The organism is Streptomyces sp. NPDC096079 (genome assembly GCF_040303145.1).
Lineage (GTDB): Bacteria > Actinomycetota > Actinomycetes > Streptomycetales > Streptomycetaceae > Streptomyces.
Genome location: NZ_JBEOST010000023.1, coordinates 20,093 through 38,711, shown reverse-complemented (window position 1 = coordinate 38,711; position 18,619 = coordinate 20,093). Strand labels below are relative to the sequence as shown.

Annotated in this window: 22 protein-coding genes; 2 read left to right on the top strand and 20 right to left on the bottom strand. The window is 70.0% G+C overall.

From position 1 onward, the window contains the following. Window positions 1-39 precede the first annotated feature (39 nt). From ABTY59_RS31770 to ABTY59_RS31740, 7 genes are all read right to left on the bottom strand, one after another. Window positions 40-1,023, bottom strand: a complete 984-nt coding sequence (locus tag ABTY59_RS31770; protein ID WP_352022544.1) for a hypothetical protein — start codon at window positions 1,021-1,023, stop codon at window positions 40-42. Further along, window positions 1,010-5,095, bottom strand: coding sequence for a hypothetical protein (locus ABTY59_RS31765; RefSeq protein ID WP_352022543.1), 4,086 nt, complete (start codon window positions 5,093-5,095; stop codon window positions 1,010-1,012). Before ABTY59_RS31765 ends, ABTY59_RS31770 begins: the two co-directional genes overlap by 14 nt. Further along, window positions 5,088-5,393 (bottom strand): hypothetical protein, encoded by a 306-nt coding sequence (locus ABTY59_RS31760; protein ID WP_352022542.1) that lies wholly within the window; start codon window positions 5,391-5,393, stop codon window positions 5,088-5,090. The genes ABTY59_RS31765 and ABTY59_RS31760 overlap by 8 nt, the downstream gene beginning before the upstream one ends. Next, complete coding sequence (locus tag ABTY59_RS31755) at window positions 5,390-5,935, bottom strand: hypothetical protein (RefSeq protein WP_352022541.1); 546 nt, start codon at window positions 5,933-5,935, stop codon at window positions 5,390-5,392. Before ABTY59_RS31755 ends, ABTY59_RS31760 begins: the two co-directional genes overlap by 4 nt. A gap of 139 nt (window positions 5,936-6,074) precedes the next feature. Further along, a complete protein-coding gene (locus ABTY59_RS31750) occupies window positions 6,075-6,905 on the bottom strand; it encodes an IPT/TIG domain-containing protein (RefSeq protein ID WP_352022540.1) in 831 nt (276 codons plus the stop codon). A 72-nt stretch (window positions 6,906-6,977) separates the two neighbouring features. Next, window positions 6,978-7,403 (bottom strand): hypothetical protein, encoded by a 426-nt coding sequence (locus ABTY59_RS31745; protein ID WP_352022539.1) that lies wholly within the window; start codon window positions 7,401-7,403, stop codon window positions 6,978-6,980. Then, window positions 7,403-7,678 (bottom strand): DUF7210 family protein, encoded by a 276-nt coding sequence (locus ABTY59_RS31740; RefSeq protein ID WP_352022538.1) that lies wholly within the window; start codon window positions 7,676-7,678, stop codon window positions 7,403-7,405. Before ABTY59_RS31740 ends, ABTY59_RS31745 begins: the two co-directional genes overlap by 1 nt. A gap of 41 nt (window positions 7,679-7,719) precedes the next feature. Here ABTY59_RS31740 and ABTY59_RS31735 point away from each other — a divergent pair, with 41 nt between their 5' ends. Next, window positions 7,720-8,268: a hypothetical protein gene (locus tag ABTY59_RS31735; protein WP_352022537.1), complete on the top strand. Its 549-nt coding sequence runs from the start codon at window positions 7,720-7,722 to the stop codon at window positions 8,266-8,268. A gap of 27 nt (window positions 8,269-8,295) precedes the next feature. Continuing rightward, window positions 8,296-8,493, top strand: a complete 198-nt coding sequence (locus ABTY59_RS31730; protein WP_352022536.1) for a hypothetical protein — start codon at window positions 8,296-8,298, stop codon at window positions 8,491-8,493. Here ABTY59_RS31730 and ABTY59_RS31725 read toward each other — a convergent pair. The 13 genes from ABTY59_RS31725 to ABTY59_RS31665 form a co-directional block, all read right to left on the bottom strand. Then, entirely contained in the window at window positions 8,490-9,020 is a 531-nt protein-coding gene (locus ABTY59_RS31725; RefSeq protein WP_352022535.1) for a putative phage head morphogenesis protein, read from the bottom strand. The genes ABTY59_RS31730 and ABTY59_RS31725 overlap by 4 nt on opposite strands. Continuing rightward, window positions 9,020-9,352, bottom strand: coding sequence for a hypothetical protein (locus ABTY59_RS31720; protein ID WP_352022534.1), 333 nt, complete (start codon window positions 9,350-9,352; stop codon window positions 9,020-9,022). The genes ABTY59_RS31725 and ABTY59_RS31720 overlap by 1 nt, the downstream gene beginning before the upstream one ends. A gap of 17 nt (window positions 9,353-9,369) precedes the next feature. After that, the gene (locus ABTY59_RS31715; RefSeq protein ID WP_352022533.1) at window positions 9,370-10,218 is read right to left on the bottom strand and encodes a hypothetical protein; all 849 of its coding nucleotides are present in this window, start codon (window positions 10,216-10,218) and stop codon (window positions 9,370-9,372) included. 9 nt (window positions 10,219-10,227) lie between these two features. Next, the gene (locus tag ABTY59_RS31710; RefSeq protein WP_352022532.1) at window positions 10,228-10,755 is read right to left on the bottom strand and encodes a hypothetical protein; all 528 of its coding nucleotides are present in this window, start codon (window positions 10,753-10,755) and stop codon (window positions 10,228-10,230) included. Between the two features lie 124 nt (window positions 10,756-10,879). Next, window positions 10,880-11,341, bottom strand: coding sequence for an IPT/TIG domain-containing protein (locus ABTY59_RS31705; RefSeq protein WP_352022531.1), 462 nt, complete (start codon window positions 11,339-11,341; stop codon window positions 10,880-10,882). 163 nt (window positions 11,342-11,504) lie between these two features. Beyond that, the gene (locus tag ABTY59_RS31700) at window positions 11,505-12,251 is read right to left on the bottom strand and encodes a GP88 family protein (RefSeq protein WP_352022530.1); all 747 of its coding nucleotides are present in this window, start codon (window positions 12,249-12,251) and stop codon (window positions 11,505-11,507) included. Window positions 12,252-12,290: 39 nt separating this feature from the next. Then, on the bottom strand, window positions 12,291-13,541 hold the full coding sequence (locus ABTY59_RS31695; RefSeq protein ID WP_352022529.1) for a hypothetical protein: 1,251 nt from the start codon (window positions 13,539-13,541) through the stop codon (window positions 12,291-12,293). Beyond that, a complete protein-coding gene (locus ABTY59_RS31690; RefSeq protein ID WP_352022528.1) occupies window positions 13,538-13,810 on the bottom strand; it encodes a hypothetical protein in 273 nt (90 codons plus the stop codon). The genes ABTY59_RS31695 and ABTY59_RS31690 overlap by 4 nt, the downstream gene beginning before the upstream one ends. An 82-nt stretch (window positions 13,811-13,892) precedes the next feature. After that, entirely contained in the window at window positions 13,893-15,182 is a 1,290-nt protein-coding gene (locus tag ABTY59_RS31685; protein ID WP_352022527.1) for a phage major capsid protein, read from the bottom strand. 225 nt (window positions 15,183-15,407) lie between these two features. Continuing rightward, a complete protein-coding gene (locus ABTY59_RS31680; protein WP_352022526.1) occupies window positions 15,408-17,354 on the bottom strand; it encodes an NUDIX domain-containing protein in 1,947 nt (648 codons plus the stop codon). A 59-nt stretch (window positions 17,355-17,413) separates the two neighbouring features. Then, window positions 17,414-17,626, bottom strand: coding sequence for a hypothetical protein (locus ABTY59_RS31675; RefSeq protein ID WP_352022525.1), 213 nt, complete (start codon window positions 17,624-17,626; stop codon window positions 17,414-17,416). Window positions 17,627-17,638: 12 nt separating this feature from the next. After that, window positions 17,639-18,256: a hypothetical protein gene (locus ABTY59_RS31670; RefSeq protein WP_352022524.1), complete on the bottom strand. Its 618-nt coding sequence runs from the start codon at window positions 18,254-18,256 to the stop codon at window positions 17,639-17,641. A gap of 97 nt (window positions 18,257-18,353) precedes the next feature. Next, complete coding sequence (locus tag ABTY59_RS31665; protein WP_352022523.1) at window positions 18,354-18,617, bottom strand: hypothetical protein; 264 nt, start codon at window positions 18,615-18,617, stop codon at window positions 18,354-18,356. Window positions 18,618-18,619: the final 2 nt, after the last annotated feature.

Genomic DNA, 18,619 nt, shown 5'->3' with positions numbered 1-18,619 from the left:
CAGCGGGCCACCTTGCGTCGCGGCGCAGCGGCCGGGCGGCTACAGGTACGAGAAGGCGTCCCGCCAGGCCACCGTCATGTAGGCGTTCGGGGCGCCCTTGCCGTCGAGGTCGAAGACGCAGTTGCCGGGCGGCATACGCATCTGGTCCAGCCGGGGAGAACCGCGGCGGATCAGGCCGGCCACCGACGCACTGCCCCTGGTGACGGTCGCGATCCAGGGCCGGGTGTCGATGGTGACGGCCTCTCCCGCCTTGAGGGACAGGTCCAGAGTGAGCGTCCAGCGGCCTTCGAGCTTGACCACGGGGGTGGTGATCTGGCCGTAGATCGTGATCACCGGCCACGTGGGCTTGGTCCCGCGGTTGACGACGTGACCCGGCAGGTGCACCGGCGGGGACCCGGGGCCCGTCGGTGCCGGCCACCAGGCCGGGTTCCGGATCCCTCCTGGCGACCAGATCGGCCCTCGGATGGGGCCTCCGATGCCGCCGGGCTTCACCGCCCATCGCAGCGGCACCCGCTCGACCTGCTCGACGTCGTCGTACGCGGTGTCATCGACGCACTGAAACTCGGCCACGACCGGGGTGTAGCCCTGATGGGTCAGCCGCGAGCCGGCCGCCGCCCATCGGCGGGGGCGGCCGTAGAAGCGGCGGGAGCGGCCGCCCTGCGTCGTCGACAGGGTGGCTGAGTGCCCGTACTGGAGCCGCAAAGCCTCGGCGTCCCAGGCCTGCGCGAACTGGCTGAGCTTCGACAGGTTGGCGGCGTGCCGGGCCAGGCGTGTGCTCCCCGAGCCGACGGAGTCGACGCCGAGCTCGAACGTGATCTTGTTGGCCGCACGGCGGTCCCGGCCGAAGCGGATGCCGTCGTTGCGTGGGAGCGCCATGTCGCCCACGTCGGAGTCCCCGAGGGTGATCTCATACGGCTCGAGCAGGTAGACGCCCGTACGGACGGTCCCGAAGGTGAAGTCGGTGCCGGCGAACATGCGGTAGCTGCTGTGCCAGAGTCTCCACTCGCCCTCAGCCGGAGGCATACGCCCCTCCCAGTTTGATGCGTCGGAGCTCGAACATGGCGTCGCCGATTGCGTCGCCTGCCGAGCCGGTGGCCATGTTCAGGTTGAGATCGCCGCCCACCAGCGAGGGCGCCGGATTGGGCGGGGCGGGCATGCGGCGCGGGGCACTCGCCCTGGTGGCGTTCTGCTGGAGCCGCAGCGCCCCGTCGGCGAACTGCCGCAAGTCCCGGCCCGGGTAGACGACCGTGCCGCCGAAGAAGTCGGCCACGGTGTCCAGGATCTCCTCGGAGCGGCGGCGCTTGGAGGGCGCCAAAGGGATGTAGGCCTCCCCGGGATAGGTCTCGGGCTCCGCCCACAGCCGCATCTCCCCCGCCTTAGCGATCTGCGCGATGTGCTTCTCCGTGCCGGAGGCGAACGCCCGGATGCGGCTGGCCGCCCCGTGAAGACCACCATTGGCGAAGGCCCGGATCTTGGAGGCCGCACCGTGGAAGCCGCCGTCGGCGAACTTGACGATGCCGCCGTCCGCCTTCTCGATCACCGAAGGCTTGCCGACGGAGTGGTACTGCACGGTGACGTGGACCGTCCGGCCGGTCAGGTTGTTGATCCTGCTCTGGATCGTCTGCACGTTCCCGACGGGATCCTGTGTCGGCACCGTGATCCTGACGGTCTTCCCGCCCTTGTCCACCTTCTCGATCTTGTAGCCGAGGTCCTGGAGGGCCTTCTGCGCGACCTGTGTCGGAGCCTTGACCTCGATCGACTTGCCCTTCATGTCCGCGACCTTGTCGCGGATGCCCTTGAGGTCGCCGGCAGCCTGCTTCACGATCGCTTCAACCGTGACCGACTTGCGGTCCGGCGCGGCCGCTATGTCGGCGGTCAGGGCCTGGAGGTTCCCGCGGGCCGCGTCGGTGCGCGCTGAGATCTCGACGTCCTTCGTGCCCGGGATGCGCTGGACGTTGAAGCCGATCGTCTGGAGCTGAGCAGTGACCTCGGGGGTCGGCGCCGTGATCCGGATCGCCCTGCCCCGCTCCAGGTCCATGAGCTGGGTACGCAGGGCGAGGAACTCGGCGGTCGCCTTCGGGACGCCGCCCGTCGTCATGATCGTGGTGACCGTGGAGGGAACAAGTCCCAGCTCGTTGACGAGCTTCTCGGCCTCCGCCTTGGGGATGTTGAACGCGGCCGCAAGCTCGAGAGCCTTCGTCCGGGTCCGGTTCATCGCGCCCTGGCTCTGCTCCATGGCCTCCGACATCGGCATGAGGCCCTGCTCGGCAGCCTCCTGATACCGGACCGTGAGCCCGAGAGCCGAGTCCTTGAGCTGGTTGAGCTGTTGATTGAGGGTCTGGCCATTGCGGGTGGCCGTGTTGACCTCGCCGTTGCTGGTGACCAGCGCCTTGCCCCAGCCGCCGGTCTTCTGGCTCGCCGACTTCATCGTGTCGTCGATGTCGAGGAGCTGCTGGTTGAGGCGGGCGGTTGCGTCGTGCACGGAGTCCGAGCCGCCGCTCAGGGCGTCCAGCGCCCTCTTGAGCGCCTCGGTCCGCTCATCGGCGCTCTTCGTCTTGTTGCTGTACGTCTGAACTGCGGCCGACAGCCGGTCGTAGGCGCTGACGCCCTTGGTCCCGGCGTCGTTCACCGCCTTGCTGATTTCCTCGTTGCGCTTCTGGCTTCCCTCCAGCTCACCGCGAACCGTGGCGAGAGCGTCCTTGGCGGCCTTGGCGGCCTTGCCCTGAGCGTCCAGGGTGTAGACCGTCGATCGGCCCAGGGTCTCATAGGTCCAGTGCGCATCGGCGGTGGCTTGGAGCTCCTTCTCCAGGTCCCCCAGGGTCTTGCCCTGCTTGAGGTAGGCGTTCGTCAGATCGCCCAGTTCGATGCCGGCCTTCGCCATGACGTCGACGAGTCGGCCCTCGCCGTCCTCGAGCTCCGTGCCCTGCAGAAGCATCGCGGCCTTGGCCCGGACGTTGGCGTCGATCGCGCCGCCGGACGCCGTCAGGGCATCTGACAGTGCCTCCACCCGGTCCTTGTGTGCCTGTGCCGCGCGGGCTGCGGCCTCCTGCCGGGAGGCGAGGTAGCCGAGTCCGATGGTGATGGCGGCAATGGCGATGCCCAGCGGGCCGCCGAGCGCCGCCGTCATGCCACCCAGAGCAGTTGACGCCACGCGGTTCGCCGCGCCGATGCCGCGCATCGCCCCGCCCAGCCGGCCGGCTTCGGTGGCTGCGCCCTGGTAGGCGTTGCGCATCTGGCCCCACAGCGAGATCTGCGGGCCGAGCTGCCCCGGCCCGATCCCGCGGAGCGTGTTGCTCATGTTGCCCAGCGACGTCCTGGCGGCGGCAACCTGGATTGCGAAGCCGCGGAACATGCCCGTGACTGCCGAGACGACCTTGAGCGTGAGCATCAGGCCGAGAAAGACGGCGAGCGCCGTGTTGGCGCCGGGGATCGCCGTCATCAGCGTGTTGAAGACGCTGACCAGACCACCGAAGGCGGTGAGGAGCAGGCCGAGGCCCACCCCTGCCTCGGAGACGCCGGCGATGGCCTCGGCGAGGTTGGAGATGACGCTGATGACCGCAGGTCCGACGCTCTGGCCGATCGCGTCGAAGAAGGCGCCGAGGGCGGGCATCAATTCGACCCGGATCTGCCGGACCAGGTCGGTGATTCCGCCGTCCTTCATGGCACGGCCCAGGCCTCGCATCATGTCGCCGAACAGGAGGTTGACCTCGTGGAAGGCGGGGGCCGCGTCGGCGAAGAACTGCTTCATCGCCTTCTGTCCCGCGCCCGAGTTCGCCCACCTGTCGAAGCGCAACATGCTGCCCTCGAGGCCGTCGAGGAGAGCGTTGCCGGTGTCCATGGCTGCCCGGCCGACGCCACCGAGCCCGCGGATCAGGCCGCCGGTCGCGCGGCCGAGCTGCGCGGCCTTGTCCCCGGCGTGGTCAAGAAACTTGGCGAGGGAACCGGTCTCGCGGCCGGCGGCAACGGACGCACGGACCCACTGGGTGGCGCGTTCGGTCGCCTTGCCGACCCGCTCGACGAACGGGCCGGAGGCGACGAGGAAGTCGAGACTGGCGCGGCCGAGGTTGCCGAGCGAGCCGGTCATGCTGCTCAGCACCCGTGAGTTGGTGCCCGCGATCGTCTTGAAGTCGCGGCGGAAGATGCCGGAGCGCAGGAACTGGGAGCCGCGCTCTGCCGCACGGCCCATCTGGTCGGCGGCGCTGCCGAGAGAGTCCCGCAAGAGCGGGAGGATCGAGTCCGACACGGGTTTGATGTCGTCCGCGATCCGGGAGAAGAAGCGCTCTTGGACCGACTGCCGCATGGTCTTCCACGCGCCGGACAGGCCCACGATGGTCTTGACCGACTTCTGCGCGGAGGCGGACAGGTTCTGGAGGCTGCTGTCGAGCTTCGCCTGCTGCGCCTCCGTGAGCTTGCCGGCCGCAGCCATCTGTCCTTGGGCCTTGAGCGACTCCTTGAGCGCGTCCCCGAAGCCGGCGAATGCCACCTTGGTACCGATCGCAGCCGCGCCCGCCGAGGCGATCAGCCCGGGAATCGCGCCGAGCACACCAACTGCGGGCGCAGCCGCGGACACGAGCGCGGTAAGCCCGGCGGCGTACTGGCCCAGGAGGGCAACGGCCGGTTGCGCCAGGGAGACGAGCGCGCCGATCCCGAGCATCCGCAGCCCGCCGCGTCCCCGGCCGGGAAGGCGGGGCGCGACAGGGATGTCGATCGGGTTCCGGTCGGCTTCGTCCTGGCCACCCTCGATGATCCGGCGGATCCAGTCGCGAATCCCTCCGCCGCGGGCATCGCCTTCCTCGCGTGGTCGGACGGGGATGTTCAGGTCGGCCTCGTCGATGCGGCGCCGGACGTCGTCGAGGGACACGCGGAATCGGTCCTCGTCGATCTCGACGCGGATCTTCGCGGTGACGCCCTTGGACGCCTCCTTGACGACGTCCTTGAGCCGTCTACGCAGCCCCTTGCTGTCGACCTCGACCTTGATCTTGGCGGCCACGCCCTCGGCGGCCGTCTCGACGGCTGTGCGCAGCTTCCCCGCGAACCCCGCGAGGTCAGCCACGACCGGCACCTCGAGGCGGCCGGCCTGCAGGCCCTCAGCCACGAACCATTCCTCTCTGTAGGGCGGCCGCGAGCATCTGCCGGTGGCCGGTCATGCAGGGCGTCTGGTCCTCGACGACGCTCGTCTGCGTCCGGTCCGGCAAGCCAGGGCTGCGGCCCGCGGCGGTGTCGGGTCGCGACGGGCGAACGATGGTGAGCGGCTCCTCGCGCCGCCTGTCGGAGGCCAGGAGCCCGACCTCCTCGATGAGCAGTGCCATGAGCTCGAGCTGCTGGGTCCAGCCCGCGGTGGGGGCGGAGCGGACCCTGGAGTCGTCAGGCAGGCCGTCGAGGAGGACGATCAACCGCCGTAGCCCAAGGAATCCGGGTTGTCCGGGACGAAGCCAGACGCGTCGGGCGTCGATTCCGTGGTAGCGGGAGAGGTCGGATTCGACGTCGCTCCATCGCTCTCGGAGGAGGCGGGCGACTTGAAGAGCTTTCCCAGTTCCACCCCGTAGACCTTCGCCAGGCCGGTCGTCAGGCGCACGTAGTCCGACAGGGACGGCTTGGCGGCGAGGAACGCATGGTGCTGGCCCTCGAGCTGGGCGTCCAGGAGGATCCTGTAGGTCTCGCGGACCGCTCCCAGGAACTTGCGCGGGAGCGTCGGGCGCCGGAAGAGCGCGGCGACGATCTCCGCAACGCCGGCGTCGCTGTCGCCGTCGGTCGAGTTGAAGATGTCGCCGATCAGGCCGACCAGGTCCAGCTCGTCGGACAGGATCGGGTCGAGCGCGTCGGCCGGGAGTTCGGCCGGAAAGTACAGGTCCAGCTTCTCGGTGAACCGGACGGGGATGCCGTCGGGGTAGGTGATCTCGCGGCGCTCGGCTGCCAGGTCGATGACGTACGACATGTGGGGACCTCTTCGTGGATGTCGGGCTGAGTTGCCGGTTTCGGCAGCGCGCGGAGAGTCGCAGCGCGACAGTGCTTGTGTCGCGGCGTGCGGCCGCCCCTTGCCTCAGGGCGCGGGAAGGAGCGGCCCGCAGGCCGGGCTACGAGTAGGTGAAGCCGCCCGTCTTGGTGGCGGTGCCGCCCGGGAAGACGATCACGACGTCCTTCGCGCCAGCGGTGCCCGCCGGAGTCACGCCCGTCAGCGTGGTGTCGTTGGTGAGGAGTACGCCGACGAGGGACGTGCCGCCGATGAGGACGTCGGTGACCGCGCTGAGGCCAGTGCCCGTGATCGTCACGTTCGTGCCGCCGGCGGCCGGGCCGGTGGAGGGCGTGACGGTCGTGATCGTCGGGTCCGGGAACTGGAAGGCCGGGTCATTGCTGAGGACGTACCACGCATCTGTCTCGTCGCCGCCCTGGATCGCCAGGCGCAGCGGCAGGACGCTCTCCTTGGTCTTGGCGAGGTCCTTGGAGACGCCTTCCATCTGCATGGCGCGCGGGATGACGTACCGGTAGTGCTTGCCGCCGTCGATGATCTCGATGCACGCGGCGATCTCGGAGCGTCCGCCGATCCGCGGAGGGGCGAACCGGTAGTGCTTGCCGCCTCCGGCTGGGGTCACAACGGTGATGGCACCGCCGCCGTACACCGCCTTGAAGTTCTGGCCGGACCACTGCTGCAGGTCCACCTCGATGGTCGCGGCGTCGGTCGTCTGGAAGGTGCGGGTGGGGTACGAGGACTGGGCGCTTCGGACCTGCTCGAAGTTCGGTTCGGAGTTGAACTTGAGGCTGTCCTCGGTGAACAGGCCCGCCGTGTACCAGCCGGCGGGCATCGCGACGGTGGCATCGGCCGGGGCCGTGGTGCCGACGGGAGCCAGCCAGACGCGGCTGAGCTGAGGGATGACGATCTGGTTGTTGTTCGTGGTCTCGCCAGCCATGGCGGGCGTCTCCTTGGGGTCCGGTACTGGGGCGCGGACACCTTGGAGAGCCGGGACTGCTTGCGTCGCGTGCTACGGGTGGAGGGTGACGGAGAGGTTCATCAGCCACCGGGGGTGGCCGGTGGCAAGGGGTGCCCAGAGCAGCAGTCCGGACGGCTTGATGCCGCTGATGACCGGCTTGCCGGGCACGTGGGGGGCCTCCGCGAGCTCCTGCGCCGCCAGAGCGCAGCGCAGGAGGATTCGGCGGAGCTCGGCCTTGCCCGGCCATCCGCCCGGGTCGCCGAGTACCTCGAGCGTCACCTCCGGCGAGATGGCCCACCGCAGGTCTCGCAGATCGCCGCCGGGCCCGTGGTCGACCCGCAGGTGCGGCCACGGGCCTTCCTCGATTCCGGACACGCGGCCGGGGCCGCCGAGTGCGTCGGCGACCTCCGGGTGGTTTTGCAGCCAGGCGAGGATCGCGGAGACCGGATCCGCGTCGGCCAGATTCGGCTCGCTCATCAGGGCTGGGCGTAGCCCTGCGCCCGCAGGCGCTCGGCGTACTCCGGGTCGACCAGGAGCTCGGTGCCCGGCGCGTAGGCCGTGCCGTCGATCTCGTGGTGGTGCGTCAGCCGGACTGCGACCGGAGCGACGGAGGGGTCGAGCGCAGGACCGACGCGGCGGGCGAGAGTCGACGGTCGGACGGCCGGAGCGGGCTGGATGACGATGTCGGCGTCGGTGGACTGCTCCGCGGCCGCGGGGACGGCGGGCTTCTTGGTGGTTGAGTTCGTAGCCATGGCGCGCACTGTGCAGGGGGCGGCAGCTAGTGTCACCTCGCGTGATTGACTTCCTCAAGGCGCACCAAGCGCAGATATTTGCGCTCCTCACCATCGTGGTCGGCTTCGCCGGCGCTGCTTTCGGCGCATGGCTCCAGGCCCGCGGAGGCGTTATCCAGGCCAAAGCCGCAGAGGCAGCAGCGAAGACGGCTGCGACAGCAACCCTTCAAGCAGTCCGGGAACAGGCCGACCATGCCGCAACTCAGGCACACACCGCCGCTTTGCGCGATCAGCGGATCAGTGCAGCGACAAACCTGATCCGTGCCGACAGGACGCTCGGCCGAGTTCTGCACACGATGTTCCGGGAGCCCAACGTGGACTCCACGCCCTCCTACGACGAGCTCCTTCACACTTGGGGAGTCGTCCAGCTTGTTGCTCCCACCTCCCTCAAAGCCGAATCCGACAAAGTGCTGCGAACGTCGCAGGCCTTCCAATGCCTTGCGCGGACACGAGGTGAGGCGTATCGGCTCCGTATGCAGTTGAACGGCGTGCGCGGCTGGCCTGAGTACGACGATGCCCAACAGGCCTTGACGGCCATGGATGCCTGGTGAGCCGCGTATGCAGCCGATGCAGCGAACATGATGGAGGTCCACAACGAGGCATCGGATGCTCTCGACCGGATCCCTTTTCTCAGCGCAGAGGAGCGGTCGGCTTTGCTCAACGACTACATGGAGCCTGAGGCAGATCCTCTGATCGAGCAGTTCGGGCGCGAGCACAACGAGGCCATGGACGCCTTCGTGAACTGTGCGCGCGCCATACTGGGTGTCGAAGATTAGCTGCGGGCGGCGACGATCGCGGCCGCGCGGGACATGAAGAAGGTGCCGTCGGCGCGCAGGTTGCCCGGGTAGACGGTGCCCACTTCCGCCTCGACGACCATGTCGGCCTGCACGGAGACGGTGACGGTGACCTTCTTCCCTGCGACGACGGGCTGCCCGGTGTTGATGTGCTGGGCGATGCCGTCCGGGTCGCGGTGGACAGTGCATCGGCAGTTCTTGAGGTTGGCCACGGCCCGGGAGGACTCATCCTTGGGACGGATCATGTAGGTATGGGCGCCGACACCGCGGTGCTCGATGTCCCAGTCCATGGAGTCGAGCTTGAACCTCAGGTTGTCCGGGACTTCCTGGCCGTTCGCGGCGACGTGGGTGGGGCGGACCTTGCTATCGCCCATGGTCACCCACTTCTTCACGGGCGGCGCCAGACGCTTCGCCTCGACCTCGACCTGGTGGGCGATGCGCCGGACGTCCGGCGCGAGCATGCGAGCGAGCTGCTCCTCGAGGCCGCGCGCCGGAGTGAACTTGGCCATCACGACACCTCGGGAGGGTTGAGGGTGGCGGTGCCTTGGACGTAGTCGACGTCCGGACAGCCGGGGACGGCGTGGAGACGGGTGGCCGTCAGCGTCCAGGAGCGGCCGTCGGAATCCGAGACGGTGTCGCCCTCCTTGACGGGCCATGCCTGAGGGTCGAGCCGTACGGTCCATGAGCCGTCGGGCTGCTCGAGCACGGACCCGGGCCAGGTGCCGCGCGGGGTCGGCTTCTGGTTCGGGTTGGGCGGCACGGGCACGCCGTTGGCGTCGCGCTCCCAGGGGTGGGCGAGCACGTACGCGGTCAGCATGACGTTCGGCAGCACGACGGCCACGGCGAGCGGGTCCCTTCTCAGCGGCGGCCGCGGCTGGAGGAGTACGGCCACGGCGCACGGGCGGGCTGGTTCAGCGGCTGAAAAAGGCGCCGCTTCCAGCGGGACAGGCTGTCGAGGGTCGGGAGCGCCCCGGCCTGGCCGGCGGTCGGCTCGGCCTCGTAGGAGATCGACTGTCCCTCCGCGCTCACGGACGACACACGGCGGCCCTGGGCGCCTACTCCGCCCGGCCGGTTGCGTTCGGTCTCGGCGGCGTGGGTGGTGACGTAGCGGACGACGGGTTCGACGGCGGCTCCGTCGAGTCCGAGGAGGAAGTCAACGTCGTAGGTGCCGTCCTGTCGCTCCCGGTAGGAGACGACGTGGACCAGGTCGTCGGTCTCGAATGGCCACGTGTCGACGTCCTCGAGCTCACCGTTCCAGCGGGGTGCGAGCGCGCTGCCGGTGACTATGCGCGGGATCACCGGCTGTCCGAGGTAGCCGACGACGTCAGCCTGCGCCTTGCGAATGGCGGTAAGGAGGTCGTCGCGCTGCTCGGCGGTGAGGGGGAGCGTCGCGCCGAGTTCCGTGGCGACAGCTTCCGGGGAAGTGACGAGGCCCAGCCCGAGGGGCAGGTCCAGGCGTACGGACTGGTCCTGGACAGGCTGGGCCCCTTGGCTCGGGGTGAAGACGACGGTGGCCCAGTAGCGGCCAGCTGGCACGTCCGGCAGGGCGAAGCGGTACACCCCGGCACGCAGCCGGGTGGCCGGTCCCGTCGCCGTCACGGTGGTGGCGCGGTCGGGGCCGGAGTAGAGGGTCAGGCTGGTCACCTGCCCTCCGGCCGGCTCCGGATCGTAGAACGCGCCGCCGTACATGGGCCTGTAGTCGTACACCCCGGTCTCCTACTGCTCGTCGGTCGTGTCGGCCGCGGCCTGCCGCGCAGCCTGGGCCTGGAGGCGCTCCAGGATCCGCTTCGCGACGCCTTCGGAGACGTGCGCACCCTGGGGCTGCAGGAGTCGGTGCACGGGGTTGAGATGGGGCCCGAGGAACGTCCGCTCGACCAGGCGCACGGTGCACACGAGGACGGAGCCGTACTCCGTGAGCGGGGCGAAGACGGCGTCCACGTCGACCGGAGGCTCCTGGGTGGCGTCATCGACGATGACGTCGGCGAGGTTCTCATCGTCCGGGATGACCTCGGTCGGCGTCGCGTACGGTGCTGCCGCGGGTGCGGCCGGGGGTTCCTGGACGGCCGGCGGCTCGAGCGGGGCAGCGTCGGGCGCCGCCGGGGTGGTGTCGGCGGCCGTGGCCGACTCCTCGACGGTGTCCGCCGCGGCGGTCTCGAGCTCCGTGGTCTCCTCGGGGGCCGCGCCGGGGTCGGCTTCGGTGACCGTCGGGGCCGCGGTCTTGCGGGTGCGGGGCGTGCCTGCCATGAGTGGCTCCCTGATGGGGTGGTGGTCGGTTCGGCGCGCACCCTGGCCGGAGAGCGGCGCTTGTGTCGCGGCCTACGCGCGGCGGCCCCTCCGCTGTAGCGAAAGGGCCGCTCTGCTGTGGGGATCAGGAGTAGGTGAACCCGCTGGTCTTGGTGACGTTGCCGGAGTCGGCGGCCGCGACGACGTTGACGGCCCCCGCCGCGCCCGCGGGCGTCTTGACGCGGAGTTCCGTGTCGGAGACGCGCTTGAGCTCGGTGCCCGGGGTGGCGCCGAAGTTCACGCCGGTGACGCCAGCAAGGCGGGTGCCCTTGATGGTGACGGTGGTGCCGCCGGCGGCCGGTCCGGTGGCCGGGGTGAGGGTCGCGACAGTCGCGGCCGGGGCGAAGAGCCGGTCGATCTCGGACTGGAGCACGATCGTTCCGGCCTGGTAGAGCAGGTGGTACCGGGAGCCCTCGGCGCGGCCGTCGCCGGGACCGTAGACCTTGGACTCGTAGACGTCCTCAGTGATGCGCATCGGGACGTCCGTGACAGCAGAGGCGGGGAACGACGCCTTCTTGATGAAGGTGCCGTCTTCCTTGTGGAGCATGGGGGTTTCCCTTCTGGGGGTCGGTGGCGGGCGCAGAATGCGGCACGGGCCCGACTTGGGTCGCGTGGTGACTGGGATGCGGGGCGCTTGCCCAATTGGGCAAGAATGATCTTGGTGTCGTCCGGCGCGGATCCGGCGCCGGGTGACTTGTCCCCGGGACTGGCTACGGCCTGCTGCTCTTGAACTGCTTGCCGGGCCCTCGGCGCCGGTCGTCCTGCGCGCGCTGGAGGTCGCTCCACCGGTTCGGGCCCTGCTTCTTCTGCAGGTGCTTGATGTTGTTCGCTGCGATCCCGATCTTCTGCGGGCCGAGGACGGACACGAGACAGCCCTCCTCGGCCTTGCCGCGGGAGGTGTAGCCGGCCTCGGCGAGGGTGTCCTCGTCGGGGAAGATGTCGACGTGCCGTTCGATGGTGACGTCGACCAGGTGGTCCTCACGGCCGCCGAGGGAGTACACCCACCGGAAGTTCTCCGGCGGGTCCGGTTCCACGACCTCGCGGAAGAGGCTTACGGACTTGGTGTACGCGTAGAAGCGAACGCCCGGCGAGGCCCTCATCACGCGCATCCAGGCCTCGGTGTACTCCGCGGAGTAGAAGTCACCGCTGTCGTGACAGCGGACCCAACGGCCCTGGTACCGCTTGTGCTGGAGCTCGGCCGTCATCTGTGCTTCCCAGCCGGCGAGGTCGTCCAGTGTCATCATCAGGTTCGCCTCGTGGCGGGCCTTGACGCCAGGGAACCGGTAGGCGCCCTGTCGGGCGTAGCAGAGGTCTTTGCAGACTCCGGCGGACGGGCAGGTGTTGTAGTTGCGGCCGTCCGGCAGGGTCCCGGCCCACGCCGGGATGGACCAGTTGTAGATCCCCTGTCGGCGCATGTCTGAGTTCTGGGTGAGTAGCCACCGTGGTGTCTTGGTCATGGCCAGGACGGTGAGCGGCCGAAGGAGCTTGCGTCGCGTTCAGAGGATCCGCAGATCGTCCAGACCGTCCGGGCCGACGCTGAACACGAGCAGGCCGGTCTTAGAGACCTCGCCGGAGCGGACGGCGAACCAGTCACTTCCGTTGTCGAGCGTCGGCGCCTGCAGCCATATCCGCCCATTGCCCATCTGCTGCGCGCGGAAGTGGTGGTAGTGGGCAGTGAGGAGAATGTCGGCGTCGGCGACGGGCTGGCGGCCGAAGGTCTGCGCGCGCCACCAGTCGGCGGCCTTCTCCGGTCGGGGGAACTGGTGTCCGTGGGCCAGGCCCACGATCTTCCCGGCGACGTCGAGACTGACGGTGTCTCGCCATCGTTCCGGCATCACGAACGAGACGTGTCCGTACGCGTCCTCGTTCCGGGCGTAGGCGTCGGCGACCTGGGACATGACCTCGATGCCCCAGTCGTCGACCGGCGGGCCCACAGCGTCCTTCCCGCGGCGCACGCGCGCATGGTTAGAGCCGCAGGTCGCGGCGACGACGCGACCGAACTTCCCGGCGAGCCGGTCCAGGCCCTCGAAGGTGATGCGACGGTGGACACGGACCATCTCGGTCAGGGTCAAGTCGTTGGTGAACGCCTGCGCCGCGACATTCTCGAAGCCCTCGATGCAGTCGCCGGCGTCGGCCCAGTACGCGGCGGACGGGGCGCGGCCAACGGCCTTGAGGTCGCGAATGTGGTCGTCGAGTCGGTCGAAGCGGTCAGCGACCCGGGCGAGGAGCTCGGGGGTGCCGCCATCGCGGCCGACCTTCCCGGCCTGCGCATCGGCGTACACCACGACCAGGGCGCGGTCGACGCCGTCGACGGCCGTGCGGGGCTTGCGGCGGCGGCGCATCGCATCGCGGACGAGGGCGTCGACGTCGTCGGCGGACATCCAGGCGGGGGCGGCCGGTTCGATGACGTAGCGGCAGCGCCACACGGCGCGGGTAACGGCGTCCTCGCCCTGGGCGTCGCGGTGCCAGGCGGCTGGGTCGTGCTTGGCCTCCACCAGGCGGACGCGGAAGCCTTCGGGGATCGGGAGGCCCATCTCCTCGACGCGGGCCCGCCACTCGTTCTCGCCGGCCGGGTGCTCGGAGGCGGGTGGGGTGGTGACGACGATCGTGCCGCCCGGCTCGTAGCGGATGCCGCTCTCCCAGCCGCGCGGCGCGGCCGGGTAGGCACGCTGAACCTGGCTGGGGCTGCTCTGCTCGGCGGCCGCGGGTTCGAGGAGGGCCTGCAGGTCGTTGCTCAGGTTCGTCATCGCTCGCACCTGCATCCGTTGGGGGCTCCGCGCCGGCGGTGCCGGTTGACGGTGTAGGCCGTGACCGGCTCGCCGTGGCGGCTGATGGTCTCCGCAATGGCGGTGGCGGACACGCTCGGCTTGTCCAGTACCGCGCGCAGAGAGGCGGCCACGTCGCCGCCGGCGGTGTCCAGGAGGGCGCCGACGCTGCAGCGGGGGCCGCGGGGGGCGGCGGGAACGCTGGTGAGGGCGTCCAGTTCCGCCGCAAGGCCTGTCAGTTTCTCGATCACCGGGTCCTCCGTCGTCGTGATGGTGGTACGTGGGAGGGGGCGCGCCCGCAGGTCTGGGTACGCCCCCTCACTCCGGCATCGATCAGGGGGCCGGGGTGGTCCACTTGCCGATGACGAAGCTCTCCGGGCGGGGGATCTCGAGCGCGAGCCGCTCGTCCGCGCGGAACGTGATGAGGCCCTTCTCGTAGTTCTCGCCGTTCTCGGAGGAGACGGTGACGGAGACGTTCTCCCGGTCGTGGAGCTGCGCACCGAGGCCGAATGCGCCGATCAGGAAGTCGTTGTCGGACATCGCGGTCGTCTCGACCACGTTCAGCCTCCACACCTTCTTCTCGGCGCCGATGGCGACGGCGATGGCGACGCGGAACGCGCCGTTATGGTCCTCCTCGACCTCGACGTGCTCCCACATCGTGGGCGAGAGGACGATGCCGGTCGGGTCGTACTCGGCGAGCAGGGCCTTGGTGATGGCGCGCCGGATCTGGACGCTGTACTGGTCGGTCGCGAGACCGGTGTACTGCTGGACGCCCGGAGTGTTGTAGATGCCGGTCAGGGACTGTCCGTCACCGACGGAGTGGAGCAGGTCCCAGTCCTCGGCGTACTTGACGCCCTCGACCATGCGGGTGTTGATGAAGGTCTTGAGGCGCGGTTCGTCGGACAGGATGTTCTTGTGGGCGTCCAGGAGGGTGGCTACCTCTGCGACCGGGTACATCGTCGGTGTAAGGGTCAGCTTCGACCGGGGGGCCCGGCCCCAGGTGTCGGTGTCGGCGCCGGTGGCCGGCGACGTGCCGTCCGCGGCGTACCGCTCCTTGACCTGCCGGGCCGCGTTCGTCCATCCGGTCTCGCGGGCGCCGTACAGGACGGCGTTCTTGGTCGTGGACTTCGGGAAGAGGTCCCGCACGTGGAACTTGCGGAACGGGCGCTCGGCGATGCCCAGGTTCTGCGCGGAGCCGAGGACCTGGTGGGTCACGGTGCCGGCGGAGAGGGAGAAGATGGACTTGCCCTCGATGTCGGCGCGGATGTACGGCTTGTCCCGGAACTCGAGCTCGGCCCCTCGCCGGTAGGACGCGGACTCGACGAACAGGTCGCCGAGGGACTTCTCCTCGACGCCGGGGCGCTGCCCGTAGTGGCTCGCCGCGGCCGGCGCGGACTCCGGGGCCTCGAGGTACTGCTTGATCTGGGTGAGGCCCTGCTCGGCGTCGATGAGCGACTTGATCTCCTGGGCCTGAGCGGAGACCTTGCGGAACTCCTTGGCCTGGTCGCTGGAGACGATGAACTGGCCGCCGTCCTCGACCTTGAACGTCTGAGAGATGCGCTCGGCCTCGGCGGACTTCGCCTGGAGCGCGACCTGCAGCTCTTCGATTCGGCTGGTGGGCATTGGGGGTCTTCTCCCTGGGGTGCTGGGTGCGGTTGACGTGCGTCGCTCGCCCGGCCAGCACCGGGACGCCTCAACGCGAGGCGGATCAAAAGGGGAGAGGGGGCCTAACGTCGCGCGCTGCCCGTTCCGGGTGTGCGGAGCGGGCAGCGCGATGGGTTTGACCTGCGGTTTTGCTATCTCTGTGGGGCGTGTGACGGAGAGGGTGGGGGAGTTGAGGGATGCAACCTAGCTTCGGATTTCGGCGAGGAGTGCCTTCACCTCGTCGGGGTCCAGGCGGACGGTGTCCTCCTCCTCTTCCTCGGGTACGGCCGGGGCCGGCGGCGTGTCTGCGGTGTCGTCCTCCTCGTCCTCGCCGGGGCCGTCCGCCTCGCCGGTGTCGTCGGGGAAGGTGTCTTCGTCCCACAGGTCCAACCCGACAGTGGAGCCGCTCGGCGGGGGTTCCTCCTCCTCGACGTCGAGCCCCTTGGCGGACAGGGCGGCGATCAGGCTGCGGACCTTGTCGCGGACGCCCTCGAGCTGCTCTGGGTCGGCGGTGGAGCTGCTGACCCGCGCGGTGGCGTCCTCGAGAGCCCCGACGGTCGGCTGGATGACCCGGGCGTCGACGTCCTCGTCGTCGGTCGCCTGACGGTGTGCGGTGGCGCCCTCGGGGACGACGATGGTGGCCAGTTCGACGGGCTGGGGCTTGTCGAGCGTGATGTCTCCGGCGGCCGAGACCGTGTACGGGATGGCGTAGTTGCGGGTGCGTCGCTCGCCGTCTTCGGAGTGCACCGAGACGATGACGCGGTCCGGGTACGTGCCCTCGATGCACGTCCAGGTGGTGCCGTCCGGGTCCATGAGCTCGCGGACGCTGTCGGACAGGCGGGAGCGGAACTGCTCCTGCGACTCGGGAAGGGGCTTGGACGGCATCACGGGGGTCTCCAGGGGGACAGGGAGTCGGCTCTTGGCTTCGGCGACCATCGAGCGGGCGGACTTGTGCTCGACGCGCGGCAGGTTGCGGGCCGCCCGTACGGCGGCACGGGCGGACTTCTGCTCGGTGGGGGCCACTCCGTGCCGGGTAGCGGCGAGGATGCCCTCCAGGATGTTCGGGGCGGGGGGCGGGGGCGGCTGCGCCGGGCCCTGGGGCAGGGAGGCGCCCGTCAGGAGTGCCCACGGGATCTCGCGGCACTCGGGCCGCAGGAGCGGCATGCGGGGGAGGGACTCGATCGGCCACCAGGCGGTGACCTCGGTGGCGTCGCCGCGAGGGTCGTCCGGGTTCTCGACGCTCCGGTCGCTGTGCGGCGTGTTGATGGGCACGTCCGCCTCTGCGGGGACGACGGCAACGAACCCTCGGTAGATGCCGTTCGGGGCCGTCCAGGAGCCGACGACGCTCGCAGTGGCGGGCAGCGTTGACCCGGTCTCCTCTGTCCACTCGCGTACGGCGGCGGTGAGCGCGTCCTCGCCCTTCTCCAGATGGCCGCCGGGGAGCTCCCAGGTGCCGGCGGCCGGGTCCTTGTCGTCGAGGGCGCGCTGGATCATCAGCACGCGGCCGGTGTCGGCGGCCTTGACCGCGAGTCCGGCGACCTTGATGTCCTTGCCCTCCGTCAACGCGACGACGTCGATCTCGACGTGGGACGGGGTGGTCTTGTACTCGAGGCCGTCGACGTCGCCGGTGCTGGGGGCGGACTTGACCTCGAGCGAGCGGGTGAGGGGGTGCGCGCCGTGAAGCACGGGCGACACCTCGAAGAGATCGAGGTAGTGGATGACGCGGACGCCGTCGCCGCGCTTGCTCGCGCCGGTGTCGGGGACGCGGTAGCCGATGGAGAACGCGGCCTGCTTGTGCTCGTGCCACTGCTTCACCTGCTCGTAGGCGTCGCGGCCTTGGCGGGTGCGCAGGTTGTAGAGCACCGTGGCGACCAGGGCGCCGGCCTCGGCCGGCCACTCCCCGGGGACGTCGGCGAATCGGGGGTCGCCGGGCAGCCATTCCTCGCACTCGACGACGACGCCGACGGGGTCCTTCCACCCGTGGTGCCACACGGTCTTGACGGGGCGGGTGGCAAGGGTGCGGGCGAAGGCTCCGGGGACGATGAGGTCGCTGACCTCGTCGACGACGCCGGTGACGGCGTAGATTGCCCGGCTGGTGCCTCGCTGGATGGTGGGGCGGGGTGATGTGGTGAGTGGAGCAGCGCTCGGCACGGCGGGGAACCTCCGGCGGTGGACAGTGGGCCGCCGGGCACCGTGCCGTCAGCGCGTGGCTACTGTCCTGCGCTGGGCTGCGCGCGCTGCGCGGCCGCAGCCTCGCTTTCGGCGCGGGCGGCGCCCCAGCCCCTCGTCCAGTAGCGATATCCGACCTGCTGCTCGCGGTCGCCGTACCTGTCGTACGGGCAGGCATCGGACGGGTCGCCGCCTTGGAACGCGGCCTTCCCCTCACTGATGAGGTCCATCTGGGTCTGACGGTTGAACTGCACCTTCTCGGCTCCTTACTGGCCTGCGAACAGGGGCTCCTGGGCGCCGCGGTCTTCGGCGGGCGGCTGACCGCTCCCTCCCGGCTCGGGCGGGCTGTCCTCGCCGTCCGGGCCGTGGGTTCGGGTCATCTGCGCGCCGTCGACGTCGGTGGACCAGGCGTCGGGGTCGGTGTAGCGCCACACCTGGCCGGTGGAGTCGCGGACCCACCCGGTCAGTGTGCCGTCGGGCCCGCGGTCGAGCCATGCCTGTTCACCGTCGACGCCGCTGTATGCGGAGTACGCGGAGTCCGGGTCGGTCTCGTTGCCCTCGTCGTACATGTCTCCGGCCCACGGGCGGGAGTCGTCGTCGGGGGGCGTCGGCGGCGCCTCCGGGGCCTGGCCGGCTTCGCCTTCCGAGGGGGCGTCCGTGCCCTGGGGCGCGGCCGCGGGGTCCTCGGCGGGCATGGCCGGGGCGGCGTTCGGTTCCTCGGGGAAGTCGTCTGCGAAGTCGTCGGTGGGTTCGGAGCCGCCGGGGTTGGCCTCGTCGAGAGATGCCTTCTCGGTGCCCATGGTCTCGTCGTTCTCGTCGTCTTCCTCCCCGAAGGGCTTGCCGCCCGGGGGGAGAGCCTTGATGGCGAATCCGTATCTGGTCACGGGGCGGAGGATGGGCACGCGGCCCGGCTTGTGTCGCCCGTTGCCGGTGCCCATCCGCCGACCAAGATCATTCTTGCCCAATTGGGCAAGAGGCCGTTTACGGCTCTACTGCGCGGGCGGGCATCGGCCCCGTCTCCTCGAGGACGGTGGTGTGCCGCCGGAGCACCGCGAGGATGGACGCCTCGTCGTCGCCGGCGGCGGTCGCCATCGGGCCGGTGGGGGACAGGGCGACGCTCTCGCCCAGGTGGAGCTCTGCAAGAGCTGCGGCCCGGTGCGACCCGATCACCGGGCGGTCGGCCCGCCCGGTGATCTGCACGGTGTAGGTCGCACCGTCGTCGAACGAGCCGGTGACGGTGAGCACTG